General features: G+C 45.4%; 16 protein-coding genes. 6 read left to right on the top strand and 10 right to left on the bottom strand.

Annotation, left to right across the window (positions count from 1 at the left end; genetic code table 11):
• Positions 1-74: 74 nt before the first annotated feature.
• Positions 75-308 carry a hypothetical protein gene (locus tag QUB30_RS17030; protein WP_333335348.1) on the bottom strand — a complete coding sequence of 78 codons (234 nt, stop codon included), beginning with the start codon at positions 306-308 and terminating at the stop codon, positions 75-77.
• Complete coding sequence (locus tag QUB30_RS17025) at positions 305-631, bottom strand: hypothetical protein (RefSeq protein WP_333335346.1); 327 nt, start codon at positions 629-631, stop codon at positions 305-307. The genes QUB30_RS17030 and QUB30_RS17025 overlap by 4 nt, the downstream gene beginning before the upstream one ends.
• 76 nt (positions 632-707) lie before the next feature.
• Between QUB30_RS17025 and QUB30_RS17020 the strand changes: the two genes are divergently transcribed.
• Positions 708-1,148 carry a hypothetical protein gene (locus QUB30_RS17020; RefSeq protein WP_333335343.1) on the top strand — a complete coding sequence of 147 codons (441 nt, stop codon included), beginning with the start codon at positions 708-710 and terminating at the stop codon, positions 1,146-1,148.
• 109 nt (positions 1,149-1,257) lie between these two features.
• Here QUB30_RS17020 and glnA read toward each other — a convergent pair whose 3' ends face one another.
• Positions 1,258-2,679, bottom strand: a complete 1,422-nt coding sequence (gene glnA, locus QUB30_RS17015; protein ID WP_333297292.1) for a type I glutamate--ammonia ligase — start codon at positions 2,677-2,679, stop codon at positions 1,258-1,260.
• A 336-nt stretch (positions 2,680-3,015) separates the two neighbouring features.
• Here glnA and apcB point away from each other — a divergent pair, with 336 nt between their 5' ends.
• Positions 3,016-3,525 (top strand): allophycocyanin subunit beta, encoded by a 510-nt coding sequence (apcB, locus tag QUB30_RS17010; protein WP_333242076.1) that lies wholly within the window; start codon positions 3,016-3,018, stop codon positions 3,523-3,525.
• Between the two features lie 252 nt (positions 3,526-3,777).
• Here the strand turns inward: apcB and QUB30_RS17005 are convergent, their stop codons facing one another.
• The gene (locus QUB30_RS17005) at positions 3,778-4,017 is read right to left on the bottom strand and encodes a hypothetical protein (RefSeq protein ID WP_333335338.1); all 240 of its coding nucleotides are present in this window, start codon (positions 4,015-4,017) and stop codon (positions 3,778-3,780) included.
• 221 nt (positions 4,018-4,238) lie between these two features.
• Here QUB30_RS17005 and QUB30_RS17000 point away from each other — a divergent pair, with 221 nt between their 5' ends.
• Both QUB30_RS17000 and QUB30_RS16995 read left to right on the top strand, forming a co-directional pair.
• Positions 4,239-5,135 (top strand): TlyA family RNA methyltransferase, encoded by an 897-nt coding sequence (locus QUB30_RS17000; protein ID WP_333335335.1) that lies wholly within the window; start codon positions 4,239-4,241, stop codon positions 5,133-5,135.
• Positions 5,136-5,278: 143 nt separating this feature from the next.
• Positions 5,279-5,968, top strand: a complete 690-nt coding sequence (locus tag QUB30_RS16995) for a hypothetical protein (RefSeq protein WP_333335332.1) — start codon at positions 5,279-5,281, stop codon at positions 5,966-5,968.
• Positions 5,969-6,174: 206 nt separating this feature from the next.
• Here QUB30_RS16995 and QUB30_RS16990 read toward each other — a convergent pair whose 3' ends face one another.
• From QUB30_RS16990 to QUB30_RS16975, 4 genes are all read right to left on the bottom strand, one after another.
• On the bottom strand, positions 6,175-7,695 hold the full coding sequence (locus QUB30_RS16990; protein ID WP_333335329.1) for a DUF697 domain-containing protein: 1,521 nt from the start codon (positions 7,693-7,695) through the stop codon (positions 6,175-6,177).
• Between the two features lie 337 nt (positions 7,696-8,032).
• Entirely contained in the window at positions 8,033-9,481 is a 1,449-nt protein-coding gene (locus tag QUB30_RS16985) for a slr1306 family protein (protein ID WP_333335426.1), read from the bottom strand.
• Between the two features lie 372 nt (positions 9,482-9,853).
• Positions 9,854-10,288 (bottom strand): thioesterase family protein, encoded by a 435-nt coding sequence (locus QUB30_RS16980; protein ID WP_333335326.1) that lies wholly within the window; start codon positions 10,286-10,288, stop codon positions 9,854-9,856.
• Positions 10,289-10,560: 272 nt separating this feature from the next.
• Positions 10,561-10,803, bottom strand: a complete 243-nt coding sequence (locus QUB30_RS16975) for a hypothetical protein (RefSeq protein ID WP_333335423.1) — start codon at positions 10,801-10,803, stop codon at positions 10,561-10,563.
• Between the two features lie 136 nt (positions 10,804-10,939).
• Here QUB30_RS16975 and QUB30_RS16970 point away from each other — a divergent pair, with 136 nt between their 5' ends.
• Positions 10,940-11,446, top strand: a complete 507-nt coding sequence (locus QUB30_RS16970; RefSeq protein WP_006634121.1) for a hypothetical protein — start codon at positions 10,940-10,942, stop codon at positions 11,444-11,446.
• 104 nt (positions 11,447-11,550) lie between these two features.
• Complete coding sequence (locus QUB30_RS16965) at positions 11,551-12,369, top strand: FkbM family methyltransferase (RefSeq protein WP_333335323.1); 819 nt, start codon at positions 11,551-11,553, stop codon at positions 12,367-12,369.
• A gap of 463 nt (positions 12,370-12,832) precedes the next feature.
• On the opposite strand, the gene QUB30_RS16960 is transcribed toward QUB30_RS16965, so the two are convergent.
• Both QUB30_RS16960 and xylB read right to left on the bottom strand, forming a co-directional pair.
• Positions 12,833-14,413, bottom strand: coding sequence for a glycosyltransferase (locus QUB30_RS16960; protein WP_333335320.1), 1,581 nt, complete (start codon positions 14,411-14,413; stop codon positions 12,833-12,835).
• Between the two features lie 121 nt (positions 14,414-14,534).
• Positions 14,535-15,977: a xylulokinase gene (gene xylB / locus QUB30_RS16955; protein WP_333335317.1), complete on the bottom strand. Its 1,443-nt coding sequence runs from the start codon at positions 15,975-15,977 to the stop codon at positions 14,535-14,537.
• Between the last annotated feature and the right edge of the window lie 13 nt (positions 15,978-15,990).

Here is a 15,990-nt window from a genome sequence, read left to right as displayed (position 1 = left end):
TCTACAGTTAGATTATTTTTTTCAACTGCTATCACGCAAGGGTTGCGCGGATCGCAGACAGCAACCTCATACACTCAAAACTTTTCAGTTTCCGTCGAGTCTGAAGCCTCAACAATAGCAGACTCTTGTTGAAATTTTCGCGCCTCTTCTACTTCTAACCTAGCCAGAGTTGTCGCCACATCGGCTAACTGTAAAGCCAGATTCATCCGACAAACCGGGTTTTTTTCTCTCCAGAGGTCTTTTGCTAAGAAATGTACTCGATAGCGAAACATTTTAATTGAATTTGGCGGAGTAACTTTCACAGTCATAGTCTTTCTTCGGTTGAAGTTTGAATGCGGAGCAGCACCCGTTCTAGCTCCAAGTAAACAAATGTCAGCATGATTACTTTATCTTCATCGGTGATTGTAACACTACAGGTTGCCGATCGAGGTTCAACGCCTTCGTGCCTGACAACTACAGTATATTTTCCGTGCTTGAGGTCATCATAATTCACATCTGCCTCCAACAGGTCAACTGTCTCTTCTGCCACCACTCGTCCTTCTTGAGTTAGTAAAGTGACAAAGGCAATACCGTCAACTGAAGTCATGGCGACGTTACTCTGATTGCGGATCATCACAAAAATATCGGACATCGTTTGGTCATTGTTAATTGCTAATTGCTAATTTAGAATGAGTGCAGCACCTCACAAACAAAGGAGCATAAATACAGTGAATCATTTCAAGCTTTTGCTAACTTTGACGGCTTTTGCAGCGGTTCTCGGTTTGGAAAAAAGTGGGGCGCTAGCTGCTGTCTTGAATATCTCTGATAATGAGCCTGGTTTGCAGTTTCACGGCGTGCGGGTTGCTCAAAGGGACGATCGCAATTTAAGCAACTCAAAAGGTACATTAAAAGAAGGCAGTGCCATCTCTATCGATCCTGATGAAGTTACGGGCATACCAAAAGCTGAGGCGCGACAGCGTTTCATTTTGAATAAGATATATCGGGTTCAGGAAGGCACTACCTCTGACGATTTGTTTATTGTTGATGAGAAAGCAACTAAATGGGCTGTAGAGGATGTCTCTGAGGCTACAAGGGGTGCTACTACTAACAGCGTTGCCCAGATAGTGTCGGGTAACGGGAGAGTGTGGGCGTCGATCCAGAAGTTCTAAACTCGAAAAAAACGCCGCTTTTAAGGGCGGCGTTCTTATTAATTAAAAATCACCGATTAAAAATGGTAATTATACCATTTTTAACTTTTAATTTTTAATTCTTAATTTTCTAACAGTCGTAGTAGAGAGCAAACTCGTAGGGGTGAGGACGCAGCCGCATCGGGTTGACTTCATTGTCGAGCTTGTAGGAAATCCAGGTTTGGATGAAGTCTTCGGTAAATACGCCACTTTCAGTTAAGAAACTGTGGTCTTTTTCTAAAGCTTCTAAAGCGCCTTCCAAGGAACCGGGAGTCGAAGGAATCTTGCTCAATTCTTCAGGGGAAAGGTCGTAGATATCTACGTCCAAAGGTTCGCCCGGATCGATTTGATTCTTGATGCCGTCTATGCCGGCGCACAGCATGGCTGCAAATGCTAAATAGGGGTTGGATGTGGCATCGGGACAGCGGAATTCTAACCGCTTAGCTTTGGGGTTGGTTCCCGACAACGGAATCCGCACTGATGCCGATCGATTTCCTTGAGAGTAAGCTAAGTTTACAGGCGCTTCAAAGCCCGGAACTAAACGCTTGTAGGAATTGGTCGTGGGGTTGGTGATTGCCAAAAGTGCCGGGGCGTGCTTGAGAATGCCGCCGATGTAATGCAGTCCCATTTGACTGAAACCAGCATATTGATCGCCTGCAAATAGAGGTTGGCCGTCTTTCCAAATCGACTGGTGAACGTGCATCCCGGAACCGTTGTCGTTAAACAGCGGTTTGGGCATGAAGGTGATGGTTTTGCCGTATTTTTTGCCGACGTTTTTGATGACGTATTTGTAAGTCAGCAAGTAGTCGGCGGCTTGTACTAAAGTGGCAAAGCGGAAACCGAGTTCGCATTGACCGCCAGTGGCGACTTCGTGGTGGTGTTTTTCGATGGGTACGCCGCATTTTGCCATTGTCAGCAGCATTTCCGTTCTCATGTCTTGTGAGGTATCGGTTGGTGCTACTGGGAAATAACCTTCTTTGTAACGCGGTTTGTAGCCGAGGTTGCCGCCTGCTTCTTCTTTGCCGGAATTCCAGCGACCTTCGATCGAATCTACGTAATAGTAGCCGGAATTTTGGGTTTGGTCGAAGCGAACGTCGTCAAAAATAAAGAATTCTGCTTCCGGGCCAAAGAATGCTGTATCGCCGAGACCGGTCGAAAGCAAGTAGTCTATGGCTTTTTGGGCAATGGTGCGGGGACAGCGACTGTACGGTTCGCCGGTTCGAGGTTCTTTGATGCTGCAAATGAAGCTGATGGTCGGTTCTGCCATGAACGGGTCCATCCAAGCGGTGGTCGGATCGATGACCATCGTCATGTCTGATTCGTTGATCGCTTTCCAGCCCCGAATGCTGGAACCGTCGAAGGGTACGCCGTCTGTGAATGCGGTTTCGTCGATTTGGTCGTGGTACAGGGAAAGGTGCTGCCAGATCCCCGGCATATCGATGAACTTTAGGTCAACGATCTGGATTTTATTTTCTTTTATGTAGTTTAAGGCTTCTTGGGGCGTCTGGAACATGACTTACTCCTGATATTGGTTGTGTCTTGGCGATCGGCCGATTTCAGACTGTTTGGGCGATCGTAGGCCTTCAGTATCCACTATTTTGTATCTATGGCTACAAAATTTTGAAATTGGGCCCAGTGCGGCCGGACAGTTCGTGATTCTTGCCCTGTCGATTTTTCGGCTGAAGATACAAGGCAAACGGCTGAATTTTGCGCCCGTTTGCCGGGGATAGACTACCCTTCGTGAAAATCCCATCTCAAATCTTAATCAAACGCCGATTTGTAGTAGTCTACAATAGGCGGTCTGTCTCAGATAGCAAAGTATTGATAAAGATTTTTGGGAGAGAAACTTATGCGCGATGCAGTGACGAGCCTGATTGAAAATTATGATGTTGCTGGTAGGTATTTAGACCGAGATGGTATCGATCGGTTGAAATCTTATTTTGCAACGGGCACGGCACGGGTACAGGCGGCGGCGGCGATTAACAGCAATGCTGCGACAATTGTCAAGCAAGCTGGTATTCAGCTATTTGCCGAACAGCCTGAATTGATCCGTCCGGGCGGAAATGCCTACACGACTCGCCGCTACGCGGCTTGTCTGCGGGATATGGACTACTACTTGCGCTATGCTACTTACGCCTTGGTGGCTGGAAGTACCGACGTACTAGACGAGCGCGTGCTGCAAGGTTTGCGCGAAACTTACAATTCTCTAAGCGTTCCCATTGGCCCGACGGTGATGGGGATTGGCATTATGAAGGAGATGGTTAAGGCTCAGGTGGAAGCTGCTGGCTTGTCTGTGGGACCTTTTTTGGAGCAGCCTTTTGATTACTTGATTCGCGAATTGAGCGAACAAGATATTTAAGTCAATTTGCTACTTCTTTTAACAGCAAATTGCTTTTGTAGCTTGCAGTTAGCAGCAGTTGGATCGATCGCTTTTTTTGGCTTCGCAGCCTCAAGCGATCTTTTTTTATGGGTTATGCCATTTTATATTAAAGATTTTATATTAAAAATTTTAAATTAAAGATTTTAAATTAAAGATTTGAACAATTGGCAATGACTGATGAATTAAGGGTTTGGAGCTTCCCTACAGTTGCATTCTTTTTGGAAACTGGTGTTAAAAATCGCCAACACATCCCCAGACGAGGCATTTGTCCAGGGGATTTTTGGTTTGGTGCCGCTGGACTTGTTCGGCGGTTCTTGCTTCTACTTCCCCGTTGGGGTAAAGAATGTGGATGATGTCACCGCTGACGAAGGCCAGGGGATTTTCTTGACAATTGGTCTGATTTCTGATAGGAAAGTTAATTGTTTTCATGGTCGATCGCCCTGATGGTATTTGTAGCGCTTTTAGCTGCATCTAAATCATCCGCTAGTCGCCAAAGTTTTTGTGTGATTCTACGGATGTTTATCTGCGATCGAACTACAAAGGCAGAGTGATATCAGTCACATAATGTCAGGTGGGGCGATCGCCCCGCGACGATCGCAAAACCAAAATGCTCGCCAAAAATCAGCAGTCGGGCTTGTGCGTAAGTGCTAATCTGGTACAGTCCTTAACCCTATTCGTACAGATTAAACACCTTGGCTAAACAGCGACTAGACACATTATTGGTCAGCCTAGATTTGTGCAGTTCCCGACAGCAAGCTCAGGCATTGATTCGGACAGGGAAAGTCTCAATCAACCAGCAGGTAGTTGACAAACCTGGCACTGAGGTTGACATTGCAGCAAAAATTCAGATCAAAGAGCGATCGCGCTATGTTTCTAGAGGTGGCGACAAATTAGCCAAAGCTTTAGAAGTTTTTGCTATTCCCGTTGCAGGCAGAATTTGTCTCGACGGCGGCATCTCCACAGGCGGTTTTACCGACTGTCTCCTGCAAGCAGGCGCTGCCCTAGTCTACGGCATAGATGTTGGCTACGGTCAAGCAGATTGGGGCTTACGCAACGATCCGAGAGTAATTTTGAAAGAACGCACCAATTTGCGGTACATGACTCCTGCTGAGCTTTACGGCAATTCACCCCCCCCAGCCCCCCCTTGTCAAGGGGGGGAGCAAGATTCTTTGCCAATAGGGGTTTATGCAGATTTGGCGGTAGTAGATGTGTCGTTTATTTCCCTGGATAAGATTTTACCCTCGCTGTGGGAATTGTTGGCACCGCCGCGAGAAGCGGTGTTGCTGGTAAAGCCGCAGTTTGAGGTAGGGCGCGAGAGAGTCGGGAAAAAAGGCGTAGTGCGAGACTCAGCAACTCAAGCTGATGCGATTTTTCAAGTGTGGAAGGCAGCCACAGCTTTAGGATGGCAGCAACGCGGCTTAACGTGGTCGCCTTTACTTGGCCCGGCGGGTAATATCGAGTATCTTTTATGGTTGGGGATCGATCGCGAACTGGAATCAGACCAGAGGGCGATCGAAGATGGTGTCGTGAAGGAACGGATCGCACAAGTCACAAAAGCGGCCGCCCGGGAACTTGTCGATCAATTGTAGATTTTAGATTGTAGATTTTAGATTGATTTCAAGATGTCAAGCTAATCAATTTTAAAAGTCAAATTTGGAACTCCAGATTGCTCTAAAATTTAAAGTTTTTTTGTCAATCGGACTCCTCAACTTTCACAAGAGTGAATAATTCCATGCAATCATTCAAACAAGCCGGTTCGATTTTACTGTACGTTCTAGGTGCCATCGGGTATGTGGCGATTGTAGCTACTATTGTAGGCGTTTCAATTCTGATCAAGTGGGCAGCTCTGCTACTGGCAGACAAATTATTATATACAATTCTGATTATCGGCGATTTGTTGAGAGGCATCGAAATTATTGAACTGTTAAATATATTGGTATTTGCTTTTATCGGTATGGGAGTGGGTGTGGCGACAAGGCTTCTACACCCTCAATACGGTCGCCAAATTAGTGCGGCTTTGTTGATAGTTCTAGTTCCCTTAGTTTTCATGATTACGCCAGCCATCAGATATAATTCTTGGCTGGAAAAAGTAGAGGAATCGGATAACTTATCCCCTTCAGAAACTGCAACATTAACTAACTCATTTTTGAATAGAAAAGTAGGAGTGCCTGGTTTTATCGGTTATTACGTATATACTGGTCAGTTTCCGGTTATTCCGACGAAACAATCTGAGATGAAAGACCTCGACAGTTTTGAAAAAAAAGTTAATTCCAGATTTGTACAGTTCACAGGTATTGCTCCGACTATTGTTTCTTGGTCAATGCGGGTTTGTTTTTGGCTGATTAGAATATTTTACTTTTCTATAGCGATAATTGCGACGATCGCTCATTTTAGGGAAGGTGTTAGAATCGCGAGACGGTAATACGATTTTCGATTTTCGATTTTCGATTTTCGATTAAAGAATGGGGTATCACTGATGAGTATGGTGGTTTGGAGTTTACCTACAGTTGCATTCTTGTTTGACAATGGTATAAGAGTACAAGTAGTAACGTGCGTCAGCTCCTAGCTCTTCGATTATTAAGAAATAACCCTCTCCTGACGCACCCTACTCAACTACTAGGGCAATTTTTAATTGCCAATTTTAAACTCTTGCTGCAAGCGATCGATAATTGTATTGCGCTCGATGGTGGCGAGAATTTCTTGAATTACCGTATCTTGTCCCAGGGGACCCCAGGTGCAGCCTTTTTCTAAATAAACTTGGGCGGCGCGACCGACAGCGTAGGTTCCGTAAGCTGCTAAACTAGCTTGAGTGACAGCGACTCCGGCAAAAGTAGAAAAGCCGATGTGCGGGGCCGCAGCCGCCGCACTCTTGCCAAATCCCAAGAGAAAACTGCTACCCAATTCTCCCAAAAGTACGCCGCCAGCACTGGAGAAAATAGTCTGCCAAAGTTTCCCCGCTTCGTAACCAGTCATGGGTAAGCCGTAAAGTCTGGATAAAGAGCGAATTAAGGCTAAATCTGCGACACTTGCTCCCATTACATCCAAGAATGCCACTGGATTTAAACCGACAGCCAAAGCTTTATATTTTGCAAATTGCCAGATTAAATCTTCGGCTTCTGTTTGTCGCAATTTGAGAACGTGACGGGCAATGTTTGCTTCGGCATCTCTAGCTTCAACTAAAGCATTTAGAGCGAGGAGCGAGCGACCTTCTCTGTTAAGAATTGTGAGAATTTTATGTTTGAGTTCGTCTATCTGCGGGGGTGGCGACTCCCATTCGTTAGTTACTCTTCCGTCGGACCATTCCACCCGCACTTGCACCGGCGCGGGTTCGGCGGCTACCATGACTATTTCTAATGATTTGGCAATTTTAGGCGGTGATTTTGCGGTAGATTTATCGGAGGAGTTGTTTGGGCGATCGGACAAATTTTCGCTATCTGTTTCCTCTGTTACCGCAGCGGCTGCTAACTCTTCAGAATTTCCCAGCGCTTGCAAACTTTGGTAAATAGCTTTTCTGTCTAATTCTGGATAAAGGTCAATTTTATTAAAAACTAAAATTACCGGTTTTTGAGCTGTTTGCAATTCGCACAGTGCTTGATATTCAGTTCGGGTGATATCGCCCGCAACGACAAACAGAATTAAGTCAGCTTGGCGAGTTACTTGTTTCGCCATTTCGCCGCGCACTTCGCCGCCAACTTCATCAAGTCCGGGAGTATCGATTAATTCAACTTGCACCCCTCCTTTTCCCCCCTTGGCAAGGGGGGGTTCCATAAGCCCCCCCTTAGCAAGGGGGGGTTGGGGGGGTTCCTCGCTGTCAAGGAAGGATAAAGGCACACTCCAGCGCACGGAACGCGGCCACTGAGTCACGCCGTTGAGAGGGCCTGTTTGCAGAATTTTGTGACCTAAAAGCGCGTTTAATACGGCTGACTTGCCGCGGCTGACTAAGCCGAAAGTAGCAATACGGATTATGTTGTGGTCTAGTTTTTCGGAGGTGGAAGTTAAGATATCTAGCTGATATTGCAGCGCCGCTTCTAATTCTGTATTATTCGAGTTTTTTTTGCCTTGGCGCAGGTGGGAATAGCGCGCCAGGGCTTCGCGCAAACTGGCGCGGGCAAGGGATAAGCGATTTTCTTGAAGGGAATTGTCAGCCATTGGCGATCGGCTTTTTTAAGCAGGTATAATTGATCGTCGAATTATAAATCCTATTTCTTATTTTAATACAATTTTTCATAAATTTATAATTTTTTATTGGGGAATTAGGTAGGGACACGGCACTGCCGTGTCCCTACGGATATCGTGGGCAATCGACCGGATTTAATATCAGATATCCTGGGGGATTGACCAGATTTAATATCAGATGCTGGACTAATTTTAATTGACCCCTGAATTAACGGTTTCTTAATGGACCGCGGCTAGGACACGGCAGTGCCGTGTCCCTGCGGAGATGGTGGGCGATCGACCGAATTAAACATCAGATGCTGGACTACTTTTAATTGGCCACCGACTTAACGGTTTCGATCCCAGATACCTGAGGAGAAAGGCGACTCGCCACTTGATTGATGAAAGATTGCAAGAAGGAAACTTGCTGATTTTGCGTAAATACTGCTTGCAAAGTTTTAGTCAACTGGTCGATATTTAAAATGCCTTTTGCAGCATTTTCCAGTTCTCGACTTTGGAAATATTCAATTAAACTCAGTCCCGCTATTCTGGTAAAATATGCTGCACTAATTCCCTGCACCGCGCCTCCTGCTACATAGGTGACAGCATTGCTTTTCAGCAGTCCAGTAATAGTTTGAGTAGACAGTTCTACTAATCCCAGTTTGAACATTTGATTTGCCAAAGTTCCCGCTACAGTTTTAGCTTGGTCTAAGGAAAACTTTTGCTGGTAGATAGCGCCGAGATCGATTACGAGTTGGGTGCTGATCGCGGTTGTTGCTAGCAAGTCTAAAGCGGGAACCGGATTAGCAAACACGGTGGCGGCGGCGATGTACTGATATTGTTCGATAATGGGAATTGCCCGATCGCGCCTGACTCCATTTAATAAGGTTTTCGCTTCTAATTGGATACTTGCAGCTTCGCGTACTGCACTCGCCCAGACTAACTGTTGCCGTTCTTCAGTTAATATTTTAGTCAATCTTGCTGTCAGCGCGTCGAGTTGAGAGACTTGAGTTTCGATCCGTTCTTGAACTGTGCCGTCAGCTTGGTGCTGCCGCACTTTAATAGACTTGGGAGAAGCTGCGATCGCAATTATATCTTCTGTTCCCAATATTCCTTGCATTTTCTGCTGCAAAGAGTGCAAAATTTGCGACTGCTGTGCTGGTAAATGTTGGTCTTGTTTGTTCCAGACTAGCAGCACGCGCTGACCGGCGGAAGCTAGCTGAGATAATGTTTGAAATTCGGAATCCGTGATGTCGCCCGCTGTCACAAACAGCACTAAATCACCGCCGATTTTGGCATCGGTATTTGTATTAGCAAACAGCGGTGCTGTTTCAGGGAAACTCAGCTTTTGCGGGTGTTGAGATGCCCAATTAGAATTTAAAACTTGAATTAAGGCAGTTTTGCCGACAGCTTTGCCGCCCGTGACGGTAATCCGCAAATCTTGTCGGTCTAATTCGGTTCTGAGCCGATCGAGCTTTGCTGTTAGATTAGCAGGATCGGCGGAGTTTTGAGCTTCTGAAGCCAGCAATTTAATTGCGGCTTCGGAAGTCGCGATCGATTTTTCGGCTGCTTCCCGGTTCGCCAGGGGTTGCGGGAGTGCGAGTTCTAGTTTGGGGGATTGTTGCTTCCACCACCAATACCCCGCACCGGCAGCCGCCAAGCCGATGAGTGCCGTTTCGCCCATTTCTGAACCCGAATGCTGTAGAGTTTCCAGCAGCCACAGCGCTGCTGAAAGTCCTATTCCGCCTATTAAAATCGGTCGCCGCAAGTTAAGTGTCATTTTTTCCTTCCTGTGGGTATTGTCACCAAGCTTAACCTTCGCGGGCTTGGCCTCCCTCCCTATATTCCATCGTACCTCTGCGGCATCCAAACTGGCAGGCGGGCGATCCGACTTTTTGCGATCGGAATTTGCGCCTGGTTGCACAAGAAACCGTTTGCACTTCTACAAACGAGGAATATCTCACATCTTGCAGGATTCTCGCTTAACAGCCTTTCGGGCCTGTGAAGCCAAGAGTGAGTTTTCTTCTCAGGTGGGCAGGAGAGGCCGCCCGTAAAAAGCCTATTGACAATGGTGCAAGAGTTGAGTTTTTACTGAGTGAGGATTAAAATCCCGACTGTCAATGGTTTTGACAGAAGTTTGTCAAAAAATATATTAATTATTGACCGAGTTTGGTAATGCTTGAAACTGCGCTTTAAAAACATCCATTATCTGTTGCGGAATTGCTCGCGGCCGCATGGTGGTAACTTCAACCCAAACCCAAAGTGCTTCTGCTTTTAACAAGATTTCGTCACTTCCAGCTAAGGTGATGGAGTAGCGGCGGACGGCACGCGGACCGCGCATTTGTTCTATCCAAGTGGATATTTCAAGTCGATCGCCCGAGGCCGCCGATCGCAAATAGTCAATCTCTATCCGCCGCATGACAAAGACGCCGCCCAATTCCCGGTAGCGATCGAGAGTAAATCCCAAATGTTCTAAATGTTCGATCGCAGCGTGTTCTAAATAATGCTGATAAACAGCATTATTAACGTGACCGAGAGCATCCATTTCGTAATGGCGCACTCTAATTTGTGTAGTAAATGGTTGCAATTTAGAGAGTTTCCAATTGTGACAGTATTTTTCGGGATCTACTCGTAGCGACCGCTGACTAATCCGCACTCAAAACCTCTTTCAATTTACACTCGGCAGTTACAGCTTGACTTGTGCCTGTAGAGTGAGGCGATGCTACGCAAGTTTAGTAGGGTGGGTCAGAACGGGATTATTTGAGACCTAATTGAGCGGCTCATCCGTGACGCACCCCACAAGTTCGATCGCTAACTTGCGTAGCATCGCCCCTCACTGTCTCCCACAAAACATCAATTTTACTTCGGATTGAGGCGTTTAGAAACTTGGTTAATTATACCGCTGAGAATAGCACCGCCCATGAGAATTCCGAGGGCGGGATTAAATACGGGCTGCCACAGACTGTACCACAAATCAAAACCTAGATTTACCCCGGTCGAGCGGCCAGCTACGGCGATCGCAAACCAGCCAAAAATGGCAAACACGAAAAATACATCAGCTACTAGAATAAAGTTGAGCAAGTTGAGAAGTTTATCTTTCATGTCGAGCGTTCCTTTTGAGTGCATATCTGTAAACTTTTGGCAAGCGGTTGGTAATGGAGCGGATTGATAGCTGCAACTGGCGATCGAATAAAGATAAAATATCATTCAATTGTTGTCGCGCACAGGCTGTCAAAATATGGTTCGCTATACACTTCCTCAAAGCCCCGAAATTATTTTAACTGTCAAAGGGAAAGATTCAGCCAAAGCCCGCGAAGAAGCGATGGATCGGCTGATGGATCTCATGGATGAGGGAAAGCTGCCTACGGAACTCGTGGAGGGATTTGGGCCCAAGCAGTTTGTTGAAGTTAAGGATATCGAAGATGCTGCGTCTGAAGGCGAGGACGCGATTACTGAAGCAGTACAGATTTTGAGCAATTTGGCAAGTCTCAAATTGAAAGTCATGGAATCCCGCGAAGAAGCACTTAAAATCCGGGCGGCGATCGACATTTTGTTTACAGATGAGGCTGTGACGGCCGAGGAAATTGGTCGTTTGAAAGATGGTTTCAAAGTTCTCAAAAACTTTGCTCAAGCTAACGTCCGGTATCGAGAAGCTAGAAGTAAAGCCGAAGAAGCGCGGGCAATTCTCGACGAAGCTTTGCAATCTGTGGAACCCGAAAACAAGGCGCAGAAGTCTGCGAAATAAGAACAATAATTACGCACCAATTCTATCTGTAGGGTGCGCATTGCGCACCTTACCTGCACAGGTATCTCAACCACGATCCCCTGATTGAAATCAGGATAAATATCATGAGCCAAGAACAAACAGGAATTGTCAGAAACACCATGTCAGGAAGCTTGTTGCTGGCGAAAAAGTTAGGTTTTGAACCAAAAACTGTGATTGATGTCGGCGCGGCATTGGGAACTTTTAACCTTTACGAAACTTTCCCCAATGCGCGACATTTGCTAATTGAGCCGATCGCCGAAAATGAACCTTATCTCGCCAAAATTTGCCGCAAGCTCAAAAGTGCAGAATACATTATTGCTGCCGCAACCAAAGAATCGGGAGTTTTCACCCTTAACGTCAGTCCCGATATGTTGCACTCTTCGATTTCTGAAAATCGCCTTACTGATAGCAGCAATCCTTATTTGAGAAACATACCAGCCATTACGCTGGATGGAATATGCAGGGAAAGGAATTTGCCAGGGCCGTATTTAATTAAAGTTGATGTAGACGGACAGGAATTAGATGTTTTAGCGGGAGCAACGGAGATTTTGCAGCAAACTGAATATGTAATTGTAGAAGTTACTTTGTTCGGTCAGATGTATGATGTAATTAGTTTTATGAAGTCCCAAGGATTCGCAGCTTACGATATTGTTGATTTGTCATATCGCCCGGGTGATACAGCTTTGTGGCAAGTTGACATGGCTTTTGTTAAGGAATCGGGTCAATTTAGAACAGATAGCAGTTTCGCGACCGGACAGCAGGATATCGAAGCACTTAACTCGCATCTCAAAGCTTATCGAGAAAGTTTCATCAGACACATAGACACTCATTACAGCGACCCAGTAGAGCCGGAACCAGAGGTCAGTCAAGCTGTTGTGGGCGAAGATTATGTCATCATTTAACTCAAGTTGCTTCCATCTGATACTAAATCAGGGTCGCACTTCGCACGCTTATTTAATTAATCCTCAACATCTAAAAAACTAACTGGTTTTCTAAATGCTGCTATTGCCGTCTATAAGCTGGCCATCTGCTGTAAATTGGCTTTCATTGGATATCAGAAAGTGGGAATACCCTAATGCGGGCCTCACCCTGATAGAAACATCAATGCAGCTAAAAAACATTAGAGATCAAGGTTTACGAATTTGAGGTGTAGGGCAACCTTCGTAGCTTCTGGAGGTAGAGTAAGACCAAGTAAAGGCACTGCTTTTACTTGGCATCAAGCTGTGAAAGAAGAATTCCCCGTCAAGCTACGTTGTGACGGGGGAGTGTCAACTACCACAATTAATCCCAAGGCGCTTTTGTTGTGAATGGTTAAGTTGCTGGCGGCCTAAGCTGTCAACCATCAACCAGTGGAGGCGGTCAATTCTATTTCTTTAGCCCAAGGTATTGCTGCCAAAATATAGTAGATGTCATCTCCTGGGAAGCACTTTTCCATTTTTCCCTTACGGATGACCATTCATTACTACCTTCAGCAGCAACTTTAAACCACCTAGTCAAAAGGTTAGTACCAGCTAATTTATCTACCTCATTTTGGTTGTTATAGCTTTTACTAAGCTTTACAATGCTCATGTGAAAGGTTTCTGGGTCAGAGTTTTTGATAAAATCTGGGCCTTTTAGATAGTCTTCAAAAGCTTTTACAACCATCTCTACATGATTATAATCAAATTTTGCTAAAGCCTGAAGTATTACTTTTGTCAAATGCTCAACTGCAGCCATATATTCTGGAGAATAATGGATGGAATAAGCTATTAAATCATTGCGGATATAATAATAATTTTCCCAATTTACATTCTTGGCCGCCGCTGGTTGATGCCACACCGCCATTGATGGAAAAGCTACAATGTTATTGCCCAACTCTTTTATTCTTAAACCAAACTCTACATCATCTATTTTGATAAATAAAGGCAGCGGTAATTTAGTTTGTTCAACAAGTTCCTTAGAAAAAGAGAAAAACCAAAATCCGCCATAATCTACATCTTCTTCCTTGAGCAATCTGTTGAGAGAATTAGAATCTCGTAAATCGATATTATAATTTAAAGCAATTAATGCCCCAGGCCCAAATCCTCTAGTTTTAGAATAGGCGTTGTACGATGCTCCTGCTTCATACAACATATGCTTTTTCTGTAAATTTAGAAGTCCACCCGCTACAGCAAAATCAGAATTGGCGTATTCATACAAAGGAAATAATTTATAAATACATTCACTTTCTAACTCTATATCATCATCCATAAGCAAAAAGTGAGAATATTTTTTTTCCTCTAAAGCTTCGACCAACCCTCTGGTAAAGCCACCGCTTCCACCCGCATTTATATTAGGAACTAGCCTCAGTTTTGGCTTGCCGAAATCAGCTTCATCTAAAGTTCTACCATTATCAACAACGAATACTTTAAAGTCCTTGGTTTCTAGTAATTCATCTTGAAAAATTGCAGTTAATGTATTTTGTATGAAGTCCTCTTTTTTAAAGGTGCAAATTACAATCCCCAAGGATGCTTCTCTAGTTTTACTTTGATCGGTTGCTATCCATGCCCCTTTAAATTCACCCTGTTCACTATAACAAGTTATTTCAAAATATATTCTGCCCGCTTTTTTGCCTTGAAGGAGATTTATTGGTAAGATTTTTACAGGCTCAGAGAATTGACATTTCTCAAAGCTTTCTTCAGAAATTATTTCTTTGTTTTTTTGTCCATCAAATTCTCGGTAGACAGAAACCTTAAAATCGCCTTCCAGTTTCAGCAAGTAGTAGATAGAGCTAAGAGTTGTATATTGAGTATAAAATCTCTCGTAAAACGAGTTAAAGTAAGAATTTGAGGAGACAACACCACCCTTAGATAAAACAACTTTTTTGTCATCTTCCTGGTAGTTTATAGATGCAGATTCATTACACCGTATATATACATCCGCGCTTTCGGCTGATTTTGGGAGCTTAATTCCAGCTAATATGTTCATGTAATATCTACCTCTTATTGTAGTAAACTTAGTTATTTTATTTGACTGATATTAAGCAGTCTTAGCTTAAGAATAATTTGTAAATAGCTTCTAGCACGTCCTCCTTGAGGCATAACTCCTATCAAGTTTTTTTAAGTCGTGGATAAAGGGATTGATATCGCATCCAGGCCTCTTCTAGGATTGGATCGACTGATTGCGGAGTTGCAGCAAGCGTTGGTGTGGCTGCCAGTTCGATCGTGTCATTAGCATCTGCGTATACGCCAATTCCGATACCTGCCAGTAGAGCAGCACCACGCCCGGAAGCTGCAGCAACTGTAGTTGCATAGAGGGGTATTCTCAATACATCGGTCAGTAATTGTTTCCAAGGCATTTCTGCCGTTCCACCGCCTGCTAAACGCAGTTCTGTCGCTTTAAAACCTGTTGCCTCAAGTGCCTCAAAACCTTGTCGCAAAGCAAAAGCTACTCCCTCTAAAGCCGATCGCATCAAGTGCGCCTGTGTGTGATGAAGTCCCAGCCCCACCCATGCCCCGCGTACATAAGGGTCGAGGTGTGGAGTTCGCTCACCCGTGAGGTAGGGCAAAAATGTCAACCCTTCACATCCAGGGGGAACAGAAAACGCTTTAGTATAGACTTCCTGCCAGCTCAAGCCGAGGATACCTCGCACCCACTCAAGCGCTAACCCGGCATTTTGCATTGCTGCAAGGGCGTACCACTGGTTAGGTACGGCGGCTCGATAGAGATGTGTACGACCATGACGATCGATAATTGGTTGCGATCGAGGTGTAATGATTTGAGCGCCTGTGCCGATGGTTAGTTGAACCAAACCAGGCTCTAGTAGTCCGTTGCCAAGTGCCGCCGCTGCGGTATCCGCAGCACCAGCAATAACGGGTAAGCCAACTCTTAAGCCAAGATGCTCTGAAGCAACAGTTGTTAGGTAGCCTGCGATCGCACTAGAGGGGATAATTTTTGGTAAGCAATCACCACGTAGATTCAGGGCTGAGATTGCATCTTCTGCCCAGTTGTCCGAAACAACATCGTAAAGCAAAGTACCGCTAGCATCAGATGGTTCCGTTGCGACTTCTCCAGTCATCCGTAACCGCAGCCAATCTTTTGGCTGGAGTGCCCAACGCGCTTCGGTGTAGACAGTAGCCTCGTGTTCTCGCAGCCACAACAAAGTGGGGCCCGCCATTCCAGCCGTAATCGGGTTGCCCAATCGCTTTCGAATAGCGGCATCGAGCGAATGATAAGTGTTAAGCGTGGCACTAGAGCGAGTATCTGCCCAGAGGATAGCAGGACGCAGAGGCTGACCCGACTCCGAAGCTACGACAACACCGTGCATTTGCCCTGAAAGTGCGATCGCCTGTACCCCATCAGCGTGATCTCCCACTGCCTTCCTAACAGCCGAGGCAACAGCTAACCACCAATCCCCTGGCTCCGACTCAGCCCATCCAGGTTGGGGTGCATGAACAGGATAGGAGCTTGATGCTTCACCTATAGTGGTTCCGTCTGTCGCTATGAGCAATGCCTTAGCAGAGCCTGTTCCTAAATCTATTCCAAGCAGCATTAGGCTAATCCTC

It is taken from the genome of Microcoleus sp. BROC3 (assembly GCF_036702515.1).
Classification (GTDB): domain Bacteria; phylum Cyanobacteriota; class Cyanobacteriia; order Cyanobacteriales; family Microcoleaceae; genus Microcoleus.
This window is presented reverse-complemented; position numbering and strand designations above follow the sequence as displayed.